This window comes from Occultella glacieicola (assembly GCF_004353825.1).
Classification (GTDB): Bacteria; Actinomycetota; Actinomycetes; order Actinomycetales; family Beutenbergiaceae; genus Occultella; species Occultella glacieicola.
This window is the reverse complement of record NZ_SMNA01000013.1, coordinates 1-14,548: the sequence shown is the minus strand read 5'-3', so window position 1 is coordinate 14,548 and position 14,548 is coordinate 1. Positions and strand designations below refer to the sequence as shown.

General features: G+C 71.6%; 9 protein-coding genes and 1 pseudogene. 6 read left to right on the top strand and 4 right to left on the bottom strand.

Translation table 11 applies throughout. The features are described 5' to 3' along the window. Positions 1-413 precede the first annotated feature (413 nt). From EXU48_RS20780 to EXU48_RS20755, 6 genes are read left to right on the top strand one after another with little or no spacing between them, the layout of a single operon-like run. The gene (locus EXU48_RS20780) at positions 414-1,076 is read left to right on the top strand and encodes a DUF624 domain-containing protein (RefSeq protein WP_133109611.1); all 663 of its coding nucleotides are present in this window, start codon (positions 414-416) and stop codon (positions 1,074-1,076) included. 32 nt (positions 1,077-1,108) lie between these two features. After that, positions 1,109-2,668, top strand: coding sequence for an extracellular solute-binding protein (locus EXU48_RS20775; protein ID WP_133109610.1), 1,560 nt, complete (start codon positions 1,109-1,111; stop codon positions 2,666-2,668). 60 nt (positions 2,669-2,728) lie between these two features. Continuing rightward, positions 2,729-3,700, top strand: coding sequence for an ABC transporter permease (locus EXU48_RS20770; protein ID WP_133109609.1), 972 nt, complete (start codon positions 2,729-2,731; stop codon positions 3,698-3,700). After that, positions 3,700-4,581, top strand: a complete 882-nt coding sequence (locus EXU48_RS20765) for a carbohydrate ABC transporter permease (RefSeq protein WP_133109608.1) — start codon at positions 3,700-3,702, stop codon at positions 4,579-4,581. Before EXU48_RS20770 ends, EXU48_RS20765 begins: the two co-directional genes overlap by 1 nt. Then, positions 4,578-5,219 carry a rhamnogalacturonan acetylesterase gene (locus EXU48_RS20760; protein ID WP_133109607.1) on the top strand — a complete coding sequence of 214 codons (642 nt, stop codon included), beginning with the start codon at positions 4,578-4,580 and terminating at the stop codon, positions 5,217-5,219. The genes EXU48_RS20765 and EXU48_RS20760 overlap by 4 nt, the downstream gene beginning before the upstream one ends. A 35-nt stretch (positions 5,220-5,254) precedes the next feature. Beyond that, positions 5,255-7,960 (top strand): exo-rhamnogalacturonan lyase family protein, encoded by a 2,706-nt coding sequence (locus EXU48_RS20755; protein WP_235857174.1) that lies wholly within the window; start codon positions 5,255-5,257, stop codon positions 7,958-7,960. On the opposite strand, the gene EXU48_RS20750 is transcribed toward EXU48_RS20755, so the two are convergent. The 4 genes and pseudogenes from EXU48_RS20750 to EXU48_RS24840 form a co-directional block, all read right to left on the bottom strand. Next, entirely contained in the window at positions 7,921-8,640 is a 720-nt protein-coding gene (locus tag EXU48_RS20750; RefSeq protein WP_133109606.1) for a Pr6Pr family membrane protein, read from the bottom strand. The two genes, EXU48_RS20755 and EXU48_RS20750, sit on opposite strands and share 40 nt — an antisense overlap. Positions 8,641-8,683: 43 nt before the next feature. Continuing rightward, on the bottom strand, positions 8,684-10,642 hold the full coding sequence (nhaA, locus tag EXU48_RS20745; RefSeq protein WP_235857173.1) for a Na+/H+ antiporter NhaA: 1,959 nt from the start codon (positions 10,640-10,642) through the stop codon (positions 8,684-8,686). Between the two features lie 264 nt (positions 10,643-10,906). Then, positions 10,907-13,873: a glycoside hydrolase family 2 TIM barrel-domain containing protein gene (locus EXU48_RS20740; RefSeq protein ID WP_133109605.1), complete on the bottom strand. Its 2,967-nt coding sequence runs from the start codon at positions 13,871-13,873 to the stop codon at positions 10,907-10,909. A 247-nt stretch (positions 13,874-14,120) separates the two neighbouring features. After that, positions 14,121-14,548: pseudogene (locus tag EXU48_RS24840) on the bottom strand (hypothetical protein); the annotation flags it as partial.

The following is a 14,548-nucleotide window of genomic DNA, read 5'->3' as shown; positions in this document are numbered from 1 at the left end:
GCCACCATGCGATTCCTACTCCCCACGCTCTGCGTTGTGAGCGCGAGCCTAAACCCCCGGGCGTCGCGCTCCGGCCGGAACGCGGCCCCACGCCAGGCACATCACCGTGGAGACCGCTTTCCAACCCTCTTGACACTGAATGCTTTCAACCCTAACGTTCACGAAGTCCCGTCCGAGTGGCTCGCGAAGTCGCAGTCCACTCCGGCCGGATGGGCCCCGAGGTGGTGACCCACTCGGCCACAACTGCACCAGCTCCGACATCCCGACCCAGCCGGTTACCACCCGGCGACGTGCCCGCGTGACTCCAGGCCAGGCGAGCGCAAGCCCTTCATCGAGGAAAGAACCATGACACTCAACTTCGTGAACGTTCACGAACGGCGCTTCGGCACCGGTCGTGCGACCACGGACGCACCGTGACGACGGCACCGGAGGCACCGACGACCGTCGCCGCCGGGCGCACCGAGCGCTGGTACGGGTGGGCGGACGCCGTCGGTTTCGTGGCCGTCCTCAACGTGCTGGTCCTCGCCTTCACCGTCGCCGGCGGTGTGGTGCTGGGGTTCGCCCCGGCTCTCGCCGCCGCGGTCGCGGTCAGCCGGGCGCGGATCCGCGGCGAGTCACAGCCGTTGCTGCGCACCTTCGCCTCGGCCTGGCGCGGACAACTGCGCCGGGCGAACCTGCTCCAGGCCCCGGGCTGGCTGCTCCTGCTGGTCCTGGCGCTCAACCTCTCGGCGTTCTGGGGTGAGCCCGGTGGTACCGCGCTGGTCGTCGCCCTGACCGTCGCCGCGGGTCTGACCCTGACCCATCAGGTCCTCGTCATCACCATGGACGCCCACTACGACCTGCGCGCCCGGGACTGCCTGCGCCTGGCGCTCGCGTTCGCGCTCCGGTTCCCCGGCGTCCCGCTCCTGCTCGCCGCCACGACCGCCCTCGTGGCCGCCGTCACCGCCTGGTTGCCCGGCCTGCTGCCGACCGTCTCGGTCGGTGTCTGGATCTACCTGTGCACCGCGCTGTGCTTGTCCTTCTTCGCCGCCAATGACCGCCAGGTCGAGGCGCAGCCCCGCACCACCCCCGTTTGACCTCGCCAACGATGACGAAAGGAACACTGACCATGACACCGAGGAAGCGACTGCGAGCTCCGCTCGCGATCCTGACCGTGACCGGCCTCGCGCTGACCGCCGCCTGCTCGAGCGGGGGTGACGAAGGCGATGGCGACGGGAACGGCGGCGGTGAGGGCGACGCGCTCTCGAGCCTGAGCATCATGTCGCCCTACTTCGCGGCCGTTCCGCCGGAGGAGGACGACCCGATCGACCAGGCCCTGACCGAGCTCACCGGCGTCGACATCTCCGTGCAGTGGGTGCCGAACACCGACTACGGCGAGCGCACCAACGTGGTCCTGGCCGGCGACGACATCCCGGACGTGATGGTGATGGGCAAGACCCCGGCGTTCGTGCAGACCGCGGAGGCCGGCGGGTTCTGGGAGCTCACCGACTACCTCAACTCCGGGGACTACCCGAACCTCGTCTCGGAGAACCCGGAGGTCCAGGAGGCGACGAGCGTGAACGGCCACGTCTACGGCGTGTACCGGTCCCGTGACGTCATCCGGCACTGCATCATCCTGCGCGCGGACTGGCTCGCGAACCTCGGCCTCGAGCAGCCCCAGACGGTCGAGGAGCTCTACGAGGTGGCCCGCGCGTTCACCGAGGACGACCCCGACGGCAACGGCGCGGACGACACCTACGGCTTCATCAACCCCGCATGGCCCGGGTCGATCGGCTCGGGCAGCCCGTACGACGCGCTCGAGCTCTGGCACGGCGCCGGGAACGTCTGGCTGGATGACGGCGGGGAGCTGGTCCCGTCGTTCACCACCGACGCGTGGATGGAAGCCGTGGAGTACGAGCGTGACCTCGTCCAGAACGGGTACACCAACCCGGACTACGCCACGATGGATCCGGCCACCTGGAACGAACCGTTCCTGAACGGCCAGGGCGGCATCATCATCGACGTCCAGTCCCGGGCACCGCAGCTGGTCGAGCTGTTCCGGGAGCAGGACCCCGAGAACGCCGAGTCCTACGTCGCCCTGGTCGGGCAGCCCGAGGGCCCGCACGGGACGTTCGCCATGCCCACCTCCGGCTACTCGAACTTCCTGGCCATCCCGCGGTCCTCGGTGGAGACCGAGGAACAGCTCGAGCAGGTGCTCCAGGTCCTGAACGACATGAACAGCACCGAGGCGCAGATCCTCCTGAACAACGGCATCGAAGGTGACAACTTCACCGTCGAGGGCGAGTACGCCGTGTACAACGAGGACCGCCAGGACTTCACCGACCAGGTGAGCGGTGCGTGGGCCCAGCTCGGCACGAACGTGGCCGGCTACAACGCCTACGCGACGCAGCCGGCGACTCCGTACGACGAGGAGCTGGCCCAGCTCCGACTCGACCTGCAGGCGGAGGACCTCGAGAACGCGGTGTTCAACCCGGCGGCCTCGCTGGCCTCCGAGACCTACCAGTCCAGCGGCACCCAGCTCGACACGCTGATCTCCGATGCGCGGATCCAGTTCATCGCGGGTCAGATCGATGAGGCCGGGCTGCAGGACGTGATCGACCGCTGGCACTCCCAGGGCGGCGACCAGGTGATCGCCGAACTGAACGAGCTCTACAGCGAACTCGGCTGATCGACGATGCGGGGGCCGGTTGGCCGGCCCCCGCATCCCCACCCCTGAGAGGAGGCTCCCATGGCCACGCTCATCGAGGCGGAGGCTGTCAGCGGCGGCGCGGACATCACGCCACGGCCGCCGAACCGCCGCAACGTCCGCGAGACGCTCGTTCGCTACCGGTGGCTGCTGTTCCTGATGCTGCCGGGCATCATCTACTTCCTGCTGTTCCGGTTCTGGCCGATGTACGGCGCCCAGATCGCGTTCCGGGACTACATCCCGTTCCTCGGGATCGAAGGCAGCCAGTGGGTGGGCTGGGAACACTTCGAGACGTTCTTCACGAACCCCGACTTCCCGCGGCTGCTGCGCAACACGCTGATCCTGGCCGCGTTGAGCCTCTTCATCGCGTTCCCGCTGACGATCGTGATGGCCCTGCTGCTCAACGAGCTGCGCCTGAACATCCTCAAGCGGACCGTGCAGACCCTCGTCTACGTGCCGCACTTCCTGTCCTGGACCGTGGTGGTCTCCCTGACCGGGCTGTTGTTCGCGGTCGGCAACGGTCCGTTGTGGACGCTGCTGAACGACGTCCTGGGGACCGACACGAACTTCCTCGCCGATCCGGCCTGGTTCCGCCCGCTGATCGTGCTGCAGGACGTCTGGAAGAACACCGGGTGGGGCACCATCATCTTCCTGGCCGCCCTCGCCGGGGTGGACCAGGAGCAGTACGAGGCCGCGATCATCGACGGCGCCGGGCGCTGGCAGCGGGTCTGGCACATCACGCTGCCGTCCATCCGATCCACGATCATCGTGCTGCTGATCCTGCAGACCGGCCAGATCCTGAACACCGGGTTCGAGCAGATCTACCTCATGTCCAACGCCCTGAACCGCACCGTCGCCGACGTGTTCGACACCTACGTCTACTTCGTCGGGATCCAGCAGGGCTCCTACTCCTACGCCACGGCCGTCGGCCTGGCCAAGGCGATCGTCGGCGTGATCCTGATCTTCGGGACGAACTGGCTCGCCAAGCGCTTCAACCAGCAGGGGATCTTCTGATGGCCAGGGTCAAGTACCGGTTCAACACCCCGGCCGGCAAGGCGTTCGACGTCGTCAACGTCGTCGTCCTGGTCGGTGTCGGGGCGATCGCGATCCTGCCGTTCCTGTACGTGCTCGCCGGCTCGTTCGCCACCGAGTACGAGCTGACCACCCGGCCCTTCTTCCTGTGGCCGAACGAGTTCACCACCGACGCCTACGCCTCGATCCTCGGCTCGACCGTGTTCGTGCGCGCGTTCATCACCACGGTCGCGGTCACCGGCGTGGGCACCGCCATCCAGCTCGCGCTGACCGCGCTGATGGCGTACCCGCTGTCCAAGATCGACCTGCCCGGCCGGCGCACCATCATGTCCCTGGTCGTGTTCACCATGGTGTTCTCCGCGGGCCTGATCCCGACGTTCCTGATCGTCAAGGAACTCGGGCTGCTGGACACCTACTGGGCCCTGATCCTGCCGGCGGCGATCAACCCGTTCAGCCTCATCATCATCAAGAACTTCTTCCAGGAACTGCCCAAGGAACTCGAGGAGTCGGCCAAGATCGACGGCGCGAACGAACTGCGCATCCTGCGCAGTGTGGTGATGCCGCTGTCCAAGCCGGTGCTAGCCACGTTCGCATTGTTCTACGCCGTCGGAATCTGGAACGACTACATGTCGCCCCTGATCTACCTCAACGACACCTCGAAGTGGACCCTGCAGATGTTCCTGCGTCAGGTCACCGCGGCGTCCTCCCTCACCGCCGAGGATCTCGGCAACGAACTGCCGCCGCCGGCTCAGGGCATCAAGTTCGCCGTGGTCATGGTCGCCACGATCCCGGTCCTGCTCGCCTACCCGTTCCTGCAGAAGCACTTCGCCAAGGGCATGCTGATCGGGAGTGTCAAGGGATGAGGATCCTGCTCGCCGGGGACTCGACGGTGGCGGCGTGCCCGCCGCACGAGGCCCCGATGTCAGGCTGGGGCGCGCACCTGGCCACGTTCACGCCCGGGGTGGTGGTGCACAACTTCGCGAAGGGCGGCGCCACCACGGCGTCGCTGCGCGCGGACGGGCTCTGGGACGCGCTGCTCTGGGAGGCTGCCGCCGGTGACGTCGTCCTGCTGCAGTTCGGGCACAACGATCAGAAGCAGCCCGAGGTCCTCGGTGCGAGCGCCGGCTACACCGCCAACCTGACCCGGATGCTCACCGAGGTCCGCGAGGCCGGCGCCGCACCGGTGCTCTGCACGAGCGTGCAGCGGCGCCGGTTCGCCGGCGGCGCGGTCGCGGCCACCCACGGGGACTACCCGGACGCCGTCCGGGATCTGGCCGCGGCGCAGCGGGTGCCGCTGATCGACCTGACCGCGGCCACCACCGAGCTGTACGAGTCGCTCGGCGAGCAGGGGTCGATGTCCCTGTTCACCCGGTTCGGCCCCGGCGAGCACCCCAACTACCCGGACGGCATCGCCGACGACACCCACTTCAACGTCACCGGCGCCACCGCCGTGGCCCGGATCGTCGCCGACGCGCTGGCGCCCGTCCTGGCCGCGGCGTGAACCCGTTGGACCGCACCACCCGACCCAGGAGCCCCATGCCCACCGAAGCCCCCAGCGTGTCGCCGGCGACCGGCCCGACCACGCCCACGAACCAGCCCACGGGCCGGCCGAGCACCGCGCTGCACTGGTTGGAGGACGTCCCCGCCGCGGCGACCGGCGTGACCTGGGGCGTCCCCTGGGCTCGGGGCACGCTCGCGCCGGACACCCCGATCGGGCTCCGCACCGCCGGTGGCACCCCCGAACCGGTGCAGACCTGGGTGACCGCGACCTGGCCGGACGGGTCCGTGAAGTGGACCGCCCACGCCGCGGCGCCGACGGCGCCCACCGACTCCTACGTGCTGGAGGCCGGCACCCAGCCGCCCGAGCCGAGTTCCGCCGTCGACGTCCGCGAGACCGACGACCACGTCCTCGTGGACACCGGCGTGATCCGGGTCCGGGTGCCGCGCACGGGGGCGCATCTGGTCTCCGAGATCGAGACCGGCGGGCGGGTGGTCGCTCGCGCGGGCCGCCTCGTCAGCCTGCTCGCGGACGGCCCGGACGATGACGGCCCCCGGCCTCGGGCACCGTTCACGTCCCGGGTGCGCGCGGCTACCGTGGAGCAGGCCGGTCCGGTGCGCGCGGTGCTCCGCATCGACGGCGTCCACCGCGAGGACGGCGGCGCCCGTGAGTGGTTGCCGTTCACCGTCCGCCTGTATCTCTACGCCGGCTCACCCACCCTCAGGTTGATGCACTCCTTCGTCTGGGACGGCGACGCCGAGCGCGACTTCCTCGCCGGCCTCGGGGTTCGCTTCGAGGTGCCCCTGCGCGAGCAGCCGCACGACCGGCACGTGCGCGTGGCCGGCAGCGCGGGCGGCTTCCTCACCGAGTCGGTCCGCGGGATCACCGGGCTCCGCCGCAACCCCGGCGGAGACGTCCGGGCCGCGCAGGTGGCCGGCCGGCCGACCCCGCCGGTCGGGGACTGGGCGCCGGCCGTGGCGGACCGGCTGCACTGGGTGCCGACCTGGAACGACTGGACCCTGCACCAGGGCAGTCCGGACGGCTACACCGTCCGCAAACGCACGGCCGACGGCGCAGGCTGGGTCGGTATCGGGGGTGGCACCCGGGCCGGTGGGTACGCCTACCTCGGGGACACCTCCGGTGGACTGGAGCTCGGTCTCCGGGACTTCTGGAAGGGCGCGCCGACGCAGCTCGACGTGCGCGGCGCCACCACCGACACCGGCGAGCTCACGGTGTGGCTGTGGTCGCCGGAGTCGCGGGCCATGGACCTGCGGTTCTTCCACGACGGGCTCGGCCAGGCCGACTACGCCGACCAGCTCGACGCGCTCGAGATCACCTACGAGGACTACGAGCCCGGCTACGGCGATGCCCACGGCATCGCCCGCACCCACGAACTCAACCTGACCGCGGTGGCGGGGACGCCGTCGTCGGCGGCTCTTGCGGCCCGCGCCGCAGCGCTGGCGACACCCCCCTTGCTGGTGGCCGACCCGGACCGGCTGCATTCGGCCGGTGTGTTCGGCGACTGGGCCCCGGTGGACCGGTCCACTCCGGCCCGGGCCGCGATCGAGGACCGGATCGACTTCCTGCTCGCGTTCTACCTGGACCAGGTGGAGCAGCGCCGCTGGTACGGGTTCTGGGACTACGGCGACGTGATGCACACCTACGACGCGGACCGGCACACCTGGCGCTACGACGTCGGCGGGTACGCGTGGGACAACTCCGAGTTGTCCCCGGACCTGTGGTTCTGGCTGTCCTACTTGCGGTCCGGGAGGGCCGACGTGTTCCGGTTCGCGGAGGCGATGACCCGGCACACCGGGGAGGTGGACGTCTACCACGCGGGGCGCTTCGCCGGGCTGGGCACCCGGCACAACGTGCAGCACTGGGGGTGCAGCGCGAAGCAGCTGCGGATCTCCAACCCCAGCTACCGGCGGTTCTACTACTACCTGACGGCCGATGAGCGGGTCGGGGACCTGCTCGACGAGCTCGCGGCGTCCGAGCGGGCCCTGCTGAACGTGGACGCCACCCGCAAGGTCCGCGGCGACGTCTACTCTCCCGACCCGGCCGCGCTCTCGGTGGGGCTCGGCACGGACTGGGGCGCGCTCGCCGCGACCTGGCTGACCCGGTGGGAGCGGCATGCCGACACCGTGGCCCGGGACAAGGTGCTCGGCACGATGGCCGATATCGGGGCGCTCCGGCGTGGCTTCCTCACCGGGGAGGCGCGCCTGGACCTGGCGACCGGCCGGTTCGACACCTCCCCCGAACGGGTCCGGGTCTCGCACCTGAGTGCCGTGTTCGGGCTCGTCGAGGTGTGCTCGGAGCTGATCGACCTGGCGGACGTGCCCGGGTTCGAGGAGGCGTGGCTGCAGTACTGCCGGCTCTACCTCGCGGACGCGGCGACCCAGGAGGCCGCGGTCGGGCAGGCGCTGACCGGGATCTCACTGATCCAGGCGCACAGCCGGCTGAGCGCCTATGCGGCCGGCCGCGACGGCGACGCGGACCTGGCCGCCTTCGCGTGGCGTCGGTTCTTTGTGGACTCCGGGGACATGGTCAACGTCAACGCCCTGTGCCGCGAGCGCCATTGGGCCCGGACCCGGGTCGACGGCCCGGGCGTGCTCGAGCCCGTGGACGAGGCCCCGTTCGTGTCCACGAACGACGCGTCCCAGTTCGGGCTCGCCGCGATCCAGAACCTGGCCCTGATCGGTGACTACCTCGAGGAGTCCGCCCCGGACTGGCTGACCGGCTGACCCGTCGTCCGGTACCGCAGGTTCCCGAGCGCGCCCACCACGAACGCCCCGACGGCGAACACCACCACGAGGCCGAGGATCGGCACCAGCAACCCGCCGTACCCGCCGAACTCGTTCGGGTCGAGGAAGAAGTACGGGTACCAGTCGCCCACCAGAGGGCCGCGGATCAGCGTGAACGCGAGGTAGGCGACCGGGTAGCCGAGCCAGATCCAGAACCGGGACAGCCGCAGCCGCCGCGCCACGGGGATCAGCAGCCAGTCGAGGGCGACCAGGATCGGGATGATCCGGTGCTGGAGCAGGTTCGACGGGTGCACGTCCCAGGAGAACAGCTCGCCCGGCGCCGCAAGCAGCAAGTTGTACAGGACCCCGGTGAGCACGATGTAGGTGGTCATGGCCCCACGCAACGGGTCGAACCACGTGGGCCGGCGCCGCGGCGGCACCAGGAGCGCCCAGCCGAGCACCACGATGACGAGCAGGTTGGTCTGGACCGTGAAGTAGGCGACGTGGTTCGCCAGGCCGCCGGCGCCCAGCTCGGCCAGGTTCCACACCTCGGCCACCAGCCCGAGGACCACGATGAGGCCGCGCAGCGAGAGGGCCACCCAGGACCGGTCGCCGAGCACCGGCGCTCGACCGGGCCCGCCTGCCTGCTGGTGCCCGCCCGCCCGCTCGTCCGTGACCATCCGGCAGAGTCTGCCACCACCGGAGCGCACGCGGCGCGCCGGGTCAGGCGGACACGCGGGAGGCCTCCAGGGCCGCGATCAGGGAGGCGGTGTCGTGCGGGCCGATGTGGCGCCGCTCCCCCACGAAGAACGTGGGAGTCCCCCGGGCGCCGCTGGCCTCGGCGCTGGCGACGTCGGCACGCACCCGGCGTCTGAGCATCTCCTTGTCGACCCCGCGCATGAAGACCTCCACGTCCAGGCCGAGGTCCGCGGCGTACCCGACCAGGTCCTCCACCTCGAGCTCGTCCTGGCGCCGGAACAGCAGGTCGTGCATCTCCCAGAACCGGCCCTGGTGGGCGGCGGCCTCGGACGCAACCGCGGCGAGTTCGGCGTGCGGGTGGATGTCCGGCAGCGGCAGGTGCCGGAACACGTACCGCATCTCGTCGCCGAAGTGCTCGCGCAGTTCCCGGGCCACACCGGTGGCCTTGGCACAGAACGGGCACTCGAAGTCGCCGTACTCGACGAGCGTGAGCGGGGCGTCCACCGGGCCCCGGATGTGGTCGCGCCCGGGGTCGACCGGCTCGGAGAGCACCGTCGGCAGGCTCGCGTTCGTCTCGCCGCGGAACCGGGCGGCCAGCCGGAACACCAGGGCGCCGAGCCCGACCGCGAGGACCGCAGCGAGCAGCACCCCGACCCTGGCCTCGTCCGCGATCACCGAGTCCCCGAACGCCAGGTCCACGATCAGCAGCGACACCGTGAACCCGATCCCGGAGAGGGCGGCGCCACCCACCACGTGCCCGGGCGCGACGCCCTGCGGGAGTGCGCCGAGGCGGGCCCGCACCCCGGCGAACGCGCCGAGGCTGATCCCGATCGTCTTGCCCAGCACGAGGCCGGCGACCACGCCCCAGGTCACCGGCGAACCGAGCGCATCGGCGAGCACGCCGCCGCGCAGGTCCACGCCCGCGTTGGCGAGCGCGAACACCGGCACGATCAGGTAGGACGTCCACGGGTGCAGGATGGTCTGCATCCGCTCGTTGACCGAGATGGAGCGGGCCACCCCGGCCTGCACGATGAGACCCGAGTCCGGCTGCGGCGACTGCCGGAAGGCTGCGAACAACCGCGCCGCGCCCTCCACCTCCTGGCGCCGCGGCAGGTAGGCGGGCACGAGGAGCCCGGCGGCCATGCCGGCGATCGAGGGGTGCACCCCGGACGCGAGCGTGGCCAGCCACAGCACGACCACCACCACCACGTACGGCCAGGCCCGCCACACCCCGTACCGGCTCAGCACCACGAGTCCGAGCAGGCAGACCACCGCGAGCGCGAGCGCGGCGAGGTCCAGGTCGTCCGAGTAGGCGACGCCGATGACGGTGACGGCCACGAGGTCGTCCACGACCGTGAGCGTGAGCAGGAAGATCCGCAGCTGCGTGGAGACCGCGGGGCCGACCAGGGCCAGCGCTCCGAGGAGGAACGCGGTGTCCGTGCCGATCACGATCCCCCACCCGTGCGCCGCCTCGGTGCCGGCGTTGAGGGCGAGGTAGGCCGCCGCCGGGATCAGCATGCCGCCGATACCGGCCAGGATCGGGACCACGACCCGGCGCCGGTCGGTGAGCTCACCGGTGGCGAGCTCCTGGCGCACCTCAAGGCCGATGACGAAGAAGAACACGACCATCAGCCCGTCGTTGACCCAGTGCCCGAGGTGCATCTCGAGCATCCACGGACCCAGCCCGATCACGCCGTCCGCGTCCCAGATCGCCTCGTACGAGGCGGACCACGGCGAGTTCGCCCAGATGACCGCGAGCGCGGCTGCCACGAGCAGCAGGGTCGCGCCGCCCGCCTCGGTGGCCAGGAACGAGCGCAGCGGCCCGGGGAGCTGGCCGATCAGGTGCTTGCGGTGGGTCCGGCTCTGCGGACCGTCGCCGCTGGGCCGCCCGGGTCGGTCCGCATGTCGGTCCGTGCCGTCGGTGCTCTCCGGGCCGTCCGTGCCCTCCGGGCTGCTGGTGCTGCCGGTGCTGTTCGTGCTCACGTCAAAGCCCACCTTCCGCCGAACAGCAGGATCACGGGAGCTCTTCCGCGGAAGCGCGGCGTTCGCGCAGAACGGAATGATCCGAGGTCGCACACGCTAGCGCGGCGCGCACCGCCTCAACCAGACCACGCTGGGGCCGAGGCACGTAGGCGGCCACGCAGCCGGGCCGGGGGCGCCGAGTTCGCACCCGCCGCGTCGAGATCGCACCTGCCCATGCACGAGTTCAGCACGGCAGGTGCGATCTCAGCGACGGGAACCGACCGGTCAGATCGTGCGCAGCTCCACCGTGATCCGTGCCGGCGCCGCGTACAGGCGGTGCTGCGCGAGCACGCCCGGGCCGCAGGAGTTCGTGCCGATCCCGGTCTGGGCGGCGTCCAGGTTCACCCAGGTCGTCTCGCCGGCCACCAGGTCCGTGGTGTGCTTCGCCGCATCGAGGTCCTCCGACGTCCACGGCCGCACGGTCAGGTCCACCAGGTCCGGGGCGCGCAGCCCGATGCCGTGGCCGGTACCGTCGCGCAGCTCGGCCCAGCGCACGTCCGCACGGTTCCCGTTCTCCTGGGGGAACACGTACGGCGTCTGCAGGTCCGCCACGGTCGAGTCGAACCGGCCGACGTGCGGCGCCCGCCGGGTGTCGGCGTAGGCCTCGCCTGGTCCGAGCCCGAACCAGGTCACGTCGGTCAGGGCCGCGGGCAGGCCGAGGCGCACCCCGATCCGGGGCACGGTGGTGGTCCAGGTGCCGATCGCCTCGGTCGCGACGTCGAGCAGCACGCCGTCGGCGGTGGGTGTCCAGGTCCAGACCGCGCGCATCCCGACGTCGACGGCCGCCCCCATCGTGTGCGTCACGACCCGCAGCGCATCCCCGTCGACATCCACCGACACCGTCCGCTGCTCGGTGCGGTCGAGCCCGAGCTTGCGCCACGCCGTCGCCACGTCATCCCACCCGGAGTCGTTGTCCGTCGGCGCCCGCCACAGGTCCAGGCGGGTACCGGCCACGGGCAGGTCGCCGAGTGCGGTCAGGGTTCCGCGGGCGTCGAACCGCGCCGGCCCGACGGCGTAGCCCGCGTCGGTCCGTACTGCGCCGGACCGGCCACCGCCGCCGTGGTCGCCGTCGGCGGCCCCGCCGCCCGCGCGCACCAGCGGCCGCGCGCGCTCGCGCAGCAGGTGCTGGGTCCAGGCGATCTCGTGCCCCGCGTCCGCCCAGGCCGTGTCGGCACCGAGGCGCACCCGCAGGCTGAGCCAGGCCTCGCCGTCGACCGCGTCCGGCAGGGCGACCGCCGCCGCCTGCGCCAGGTCGACCTCGCCGACCTGCCCGGCCGCGATGACCGGCAGGTCCACGTCGCCGGAGGCGACGGGTTCGCCGTCGACCTCCACGTCCCAGCGCACCACCAGACCCGCGGTGGAGCGCACCGCGTACCGGTTCCGCACCCGGGCCCGGGAGCCGCCGTCGACCGCCTCGATCTCGATCGGGGCGATCACCTTCTTGTACTCGCGCAGCCCGGGCGAGGGCGTGCGGTCGGGGAACACGAGGCCGTCGGTGACGAAGTTCCCGTCGTGCAGCACCTCACCGAAGTCGCCGCCGTAGGCGTAGTAGGAGCGACCGTCATCTATGGTGCGGGTGATGCCGTGGTCGATCCACTCCCAGACGAAGCCGCCGTGCAGCCGGTCGTAGGTGTGGAACAGGTCCTGGTACTCGCTGAGTCCGCCGGGACCGTTGCCCATCGCGTGCGCGTACTCGCACTGGATGAACGGCAGGGTGCGCCGGTGGGCGTCGGCGGCCGGGTCGGTCGTGGGGGCCTCGGCGCGACGCCCGATCGCCTCGGTCTCGGCGTGGTCGGCGTACATCCGGGAGTAGACGTCCACGTGGGCGCTGTCCCAGTCGCCCTCGTAGTGGATGAACCGGCTCGGGTCCCGGTCCTTCGTCCAGGCGGCCATCGCGGCCAGGTTCGCCCCGGTCCCGCTCTCGTTGCCGAGGGACCAGGAGATGACACTGGCGTGGTTCTTGTCCCGTTCCACGGTGCGCTGCATCCGGGCCAGCAACGCCTCGGCGAAGTCCGGGGAGTCGCTGGGGTTGCCGCGCCAGCCGTTGAGCCCGAAGCCGTGCGTCTCCAGGTCGCACTCGTCGATGACCCACAGACCGTATTCGTCGCACAGGTCCAGGAACCGGGCATCGGGCGGGTAGTGCGAGGTGCGCACGGCGTTGATGTTGTGCCGCTTCATGAGCAGCACGTCCTCGAGCATGGTCGCCTCGTCGAGGGTCCGCCCGGTCTCGGGGTGCCACTCGTGCCGGTTCACGCCTCGGAACAGGATGTTCGCACCGTTGACCGTGATCAGCCCGTCGGCGACCCGCACGGTGCGGAAGCCCAGGCGCAGGCTGACCTGCTCGGTCGGCGTGCGCACGACGGCGTCGTACAGCCTCGGCACCTCGGCGCTCCACGGCTCGACGTCCAGCGTGTGCGGACCGGCGGGATCCACCCCGTGCAGGCCGAGCTCCGGCACGTCGAGCACGGCGGCCGCACCGTCACGTGTGGTCACGTCGACGGCGAGCGTCCCGGTGCCGGTGGTGTGGTCGTAGCCGGCGTGGGCGAACACGTCCTCGATGCCACCGGCGGGCAGCAGCAGCAGGCGCACCGACCGGTAGATCCCGGACAGCCACCACATGTCCTGGTCCTCGAGGTAGCTCGCCGCGGACCACTGGTGCACCCGGACCGCGACCGTGTTCTCGCCCTCGCGGACCAGCCCGGTCACGTCGAACTCGGCGGCCAGCCGGCTGCCCGCGCTGGTGCCCACCTCGGTGCCGTTCACCCACACCACGAACGTCGAGTCGACGCCCTCGAACCGCAGCACCGCGCGGGCACCCTCGGCGAGCGCGGGCACCGTGAACGTGCGCCGGTACTCCCCGGTCGGGTTCGCGTCCGGCACGTGCGGCGGGTCCACCGGGAACGGGTAGACCACGTTCGTGTAGGCGGGCGGGGAGTAGGTCGGCTCGCCCGGCAGCCCGACGAACTGCCACGAGCCGGGCACCGTGATCCGGTCCCAGCCGGAGTCGTCGAGGTCCTCGGCGCCGACGGCGGGGGTCAGGTCGAGCGTGTCGCTCGCCAACCGGAACGCCCAGTCGCCGTCGAGGTCGACGGCGGGGGCGTCGCCGGCCAGGCGGGCCCGGGCGGGCAGCCGGCCGGTGTGCGGGTCCGGGTCGGTCAGGTAGCTGAGGTCGCGGGAGTCAGAGGTGGCCACGGTGTTCGTCTCACTCGTCTCGGGATCGGGGGGCGCGTCCCGCGCCGGTCGCCCTTGCCGAGAGCCGGCCCGCGCGGTGGACCTGATCCCTTCAGCGTAGGCGCGCCGTGCGCTGTCGCGGCACCGCGACCGAGGGGCGGACGGCCCACCCACCCGGCACCCCGCGGCCGGGCTGGGCTGGGCAGAGCTGGGACAGCCGAACGCCCTGCCACCCGGGTTGCGGGTGGCAGGGCGTTCGGTTCGGCAGTCAGCGGGCCCCGGGTGCTCCCGCGGCGCGGCCGGACCGGCGGCCGCCGCGACGGCCACGCGGCGCGCCGCCACCGGAGCCGGAGCCGGCAACGGTCCGTTCGGTGGCCCAAGAGGCCTGCATGCCGGAGCGGGTCTGACCCCCGGCCGAGCCGGTGCCGCCCGAGGACGTCGAATAGGTCAGGGTCGAACCACCGGAACGCGCGCCGCCGCGGCCACCGGAACGGCCACCGCCCGAGCCGCGCCCGTCGCGTGCGCCGGAGCGCCCACCCTCGGAGCGCCCGCCGGAGCGCCCGCCCTCGGTCGACCGCGGGCCACCGGCTGAACCGGTCGCCGAGCCGCCACCGGAACGGGCGCCGTCGGGCGTTCCCGCCGGGGCGGCGGTGCGCCCACCGCGGCCACGCGCAGAACGCGACCGGCCGCCGTCGT

Excerpts from the sequence above, each read along its gene's own strand:
- EXU48_RS20770 (WP_133109609.1), top strand. The coding sequence starts at position 2,729 with ATGGCCACGCTCATCGAGGCGGAGGCTGTCAGCGGCGGCGCGGACATC.
- EXU48_RS20765 (WP_133109608.1), top strand. The coding sequence starts at position 3,700 with ATGGCCAGGGTCAAGTACCGGTTCAACACCCCGGCCGGCAAGGCGTTC.
- EXU48_RS20750 (WP_133109606.1), bottom strand. The coding sequence starts at position 8,640 with ATGGTCACGGACGAGCGGGCGGGCGGGCACCAGCAGGCAGGCGGGCCC.
- EXU48_RS20755 (WP_235857174.1), top strand. The coding sequence starts at position 5,255 with ATGCCCACCGAAGCCCCCAGCGTGTCGCCGGCGACCGGCCCGACCACG.
- EXU48_RS20775 (WP_133109610.1), top strand. The coding sequence starts at position 1,109 with ATGACACCGAGGAAGCGACTGCGAGCTCCGCTCGCGATCCTGACCGTG.
- EXU48_RS20760 (WP_133109607.1), top strand. The coding sequence starts at position 4,578 with ATGAGGATCCTGCTCGCCGGGGACTCGACGGTGGCGGCGTGCCCGCCG.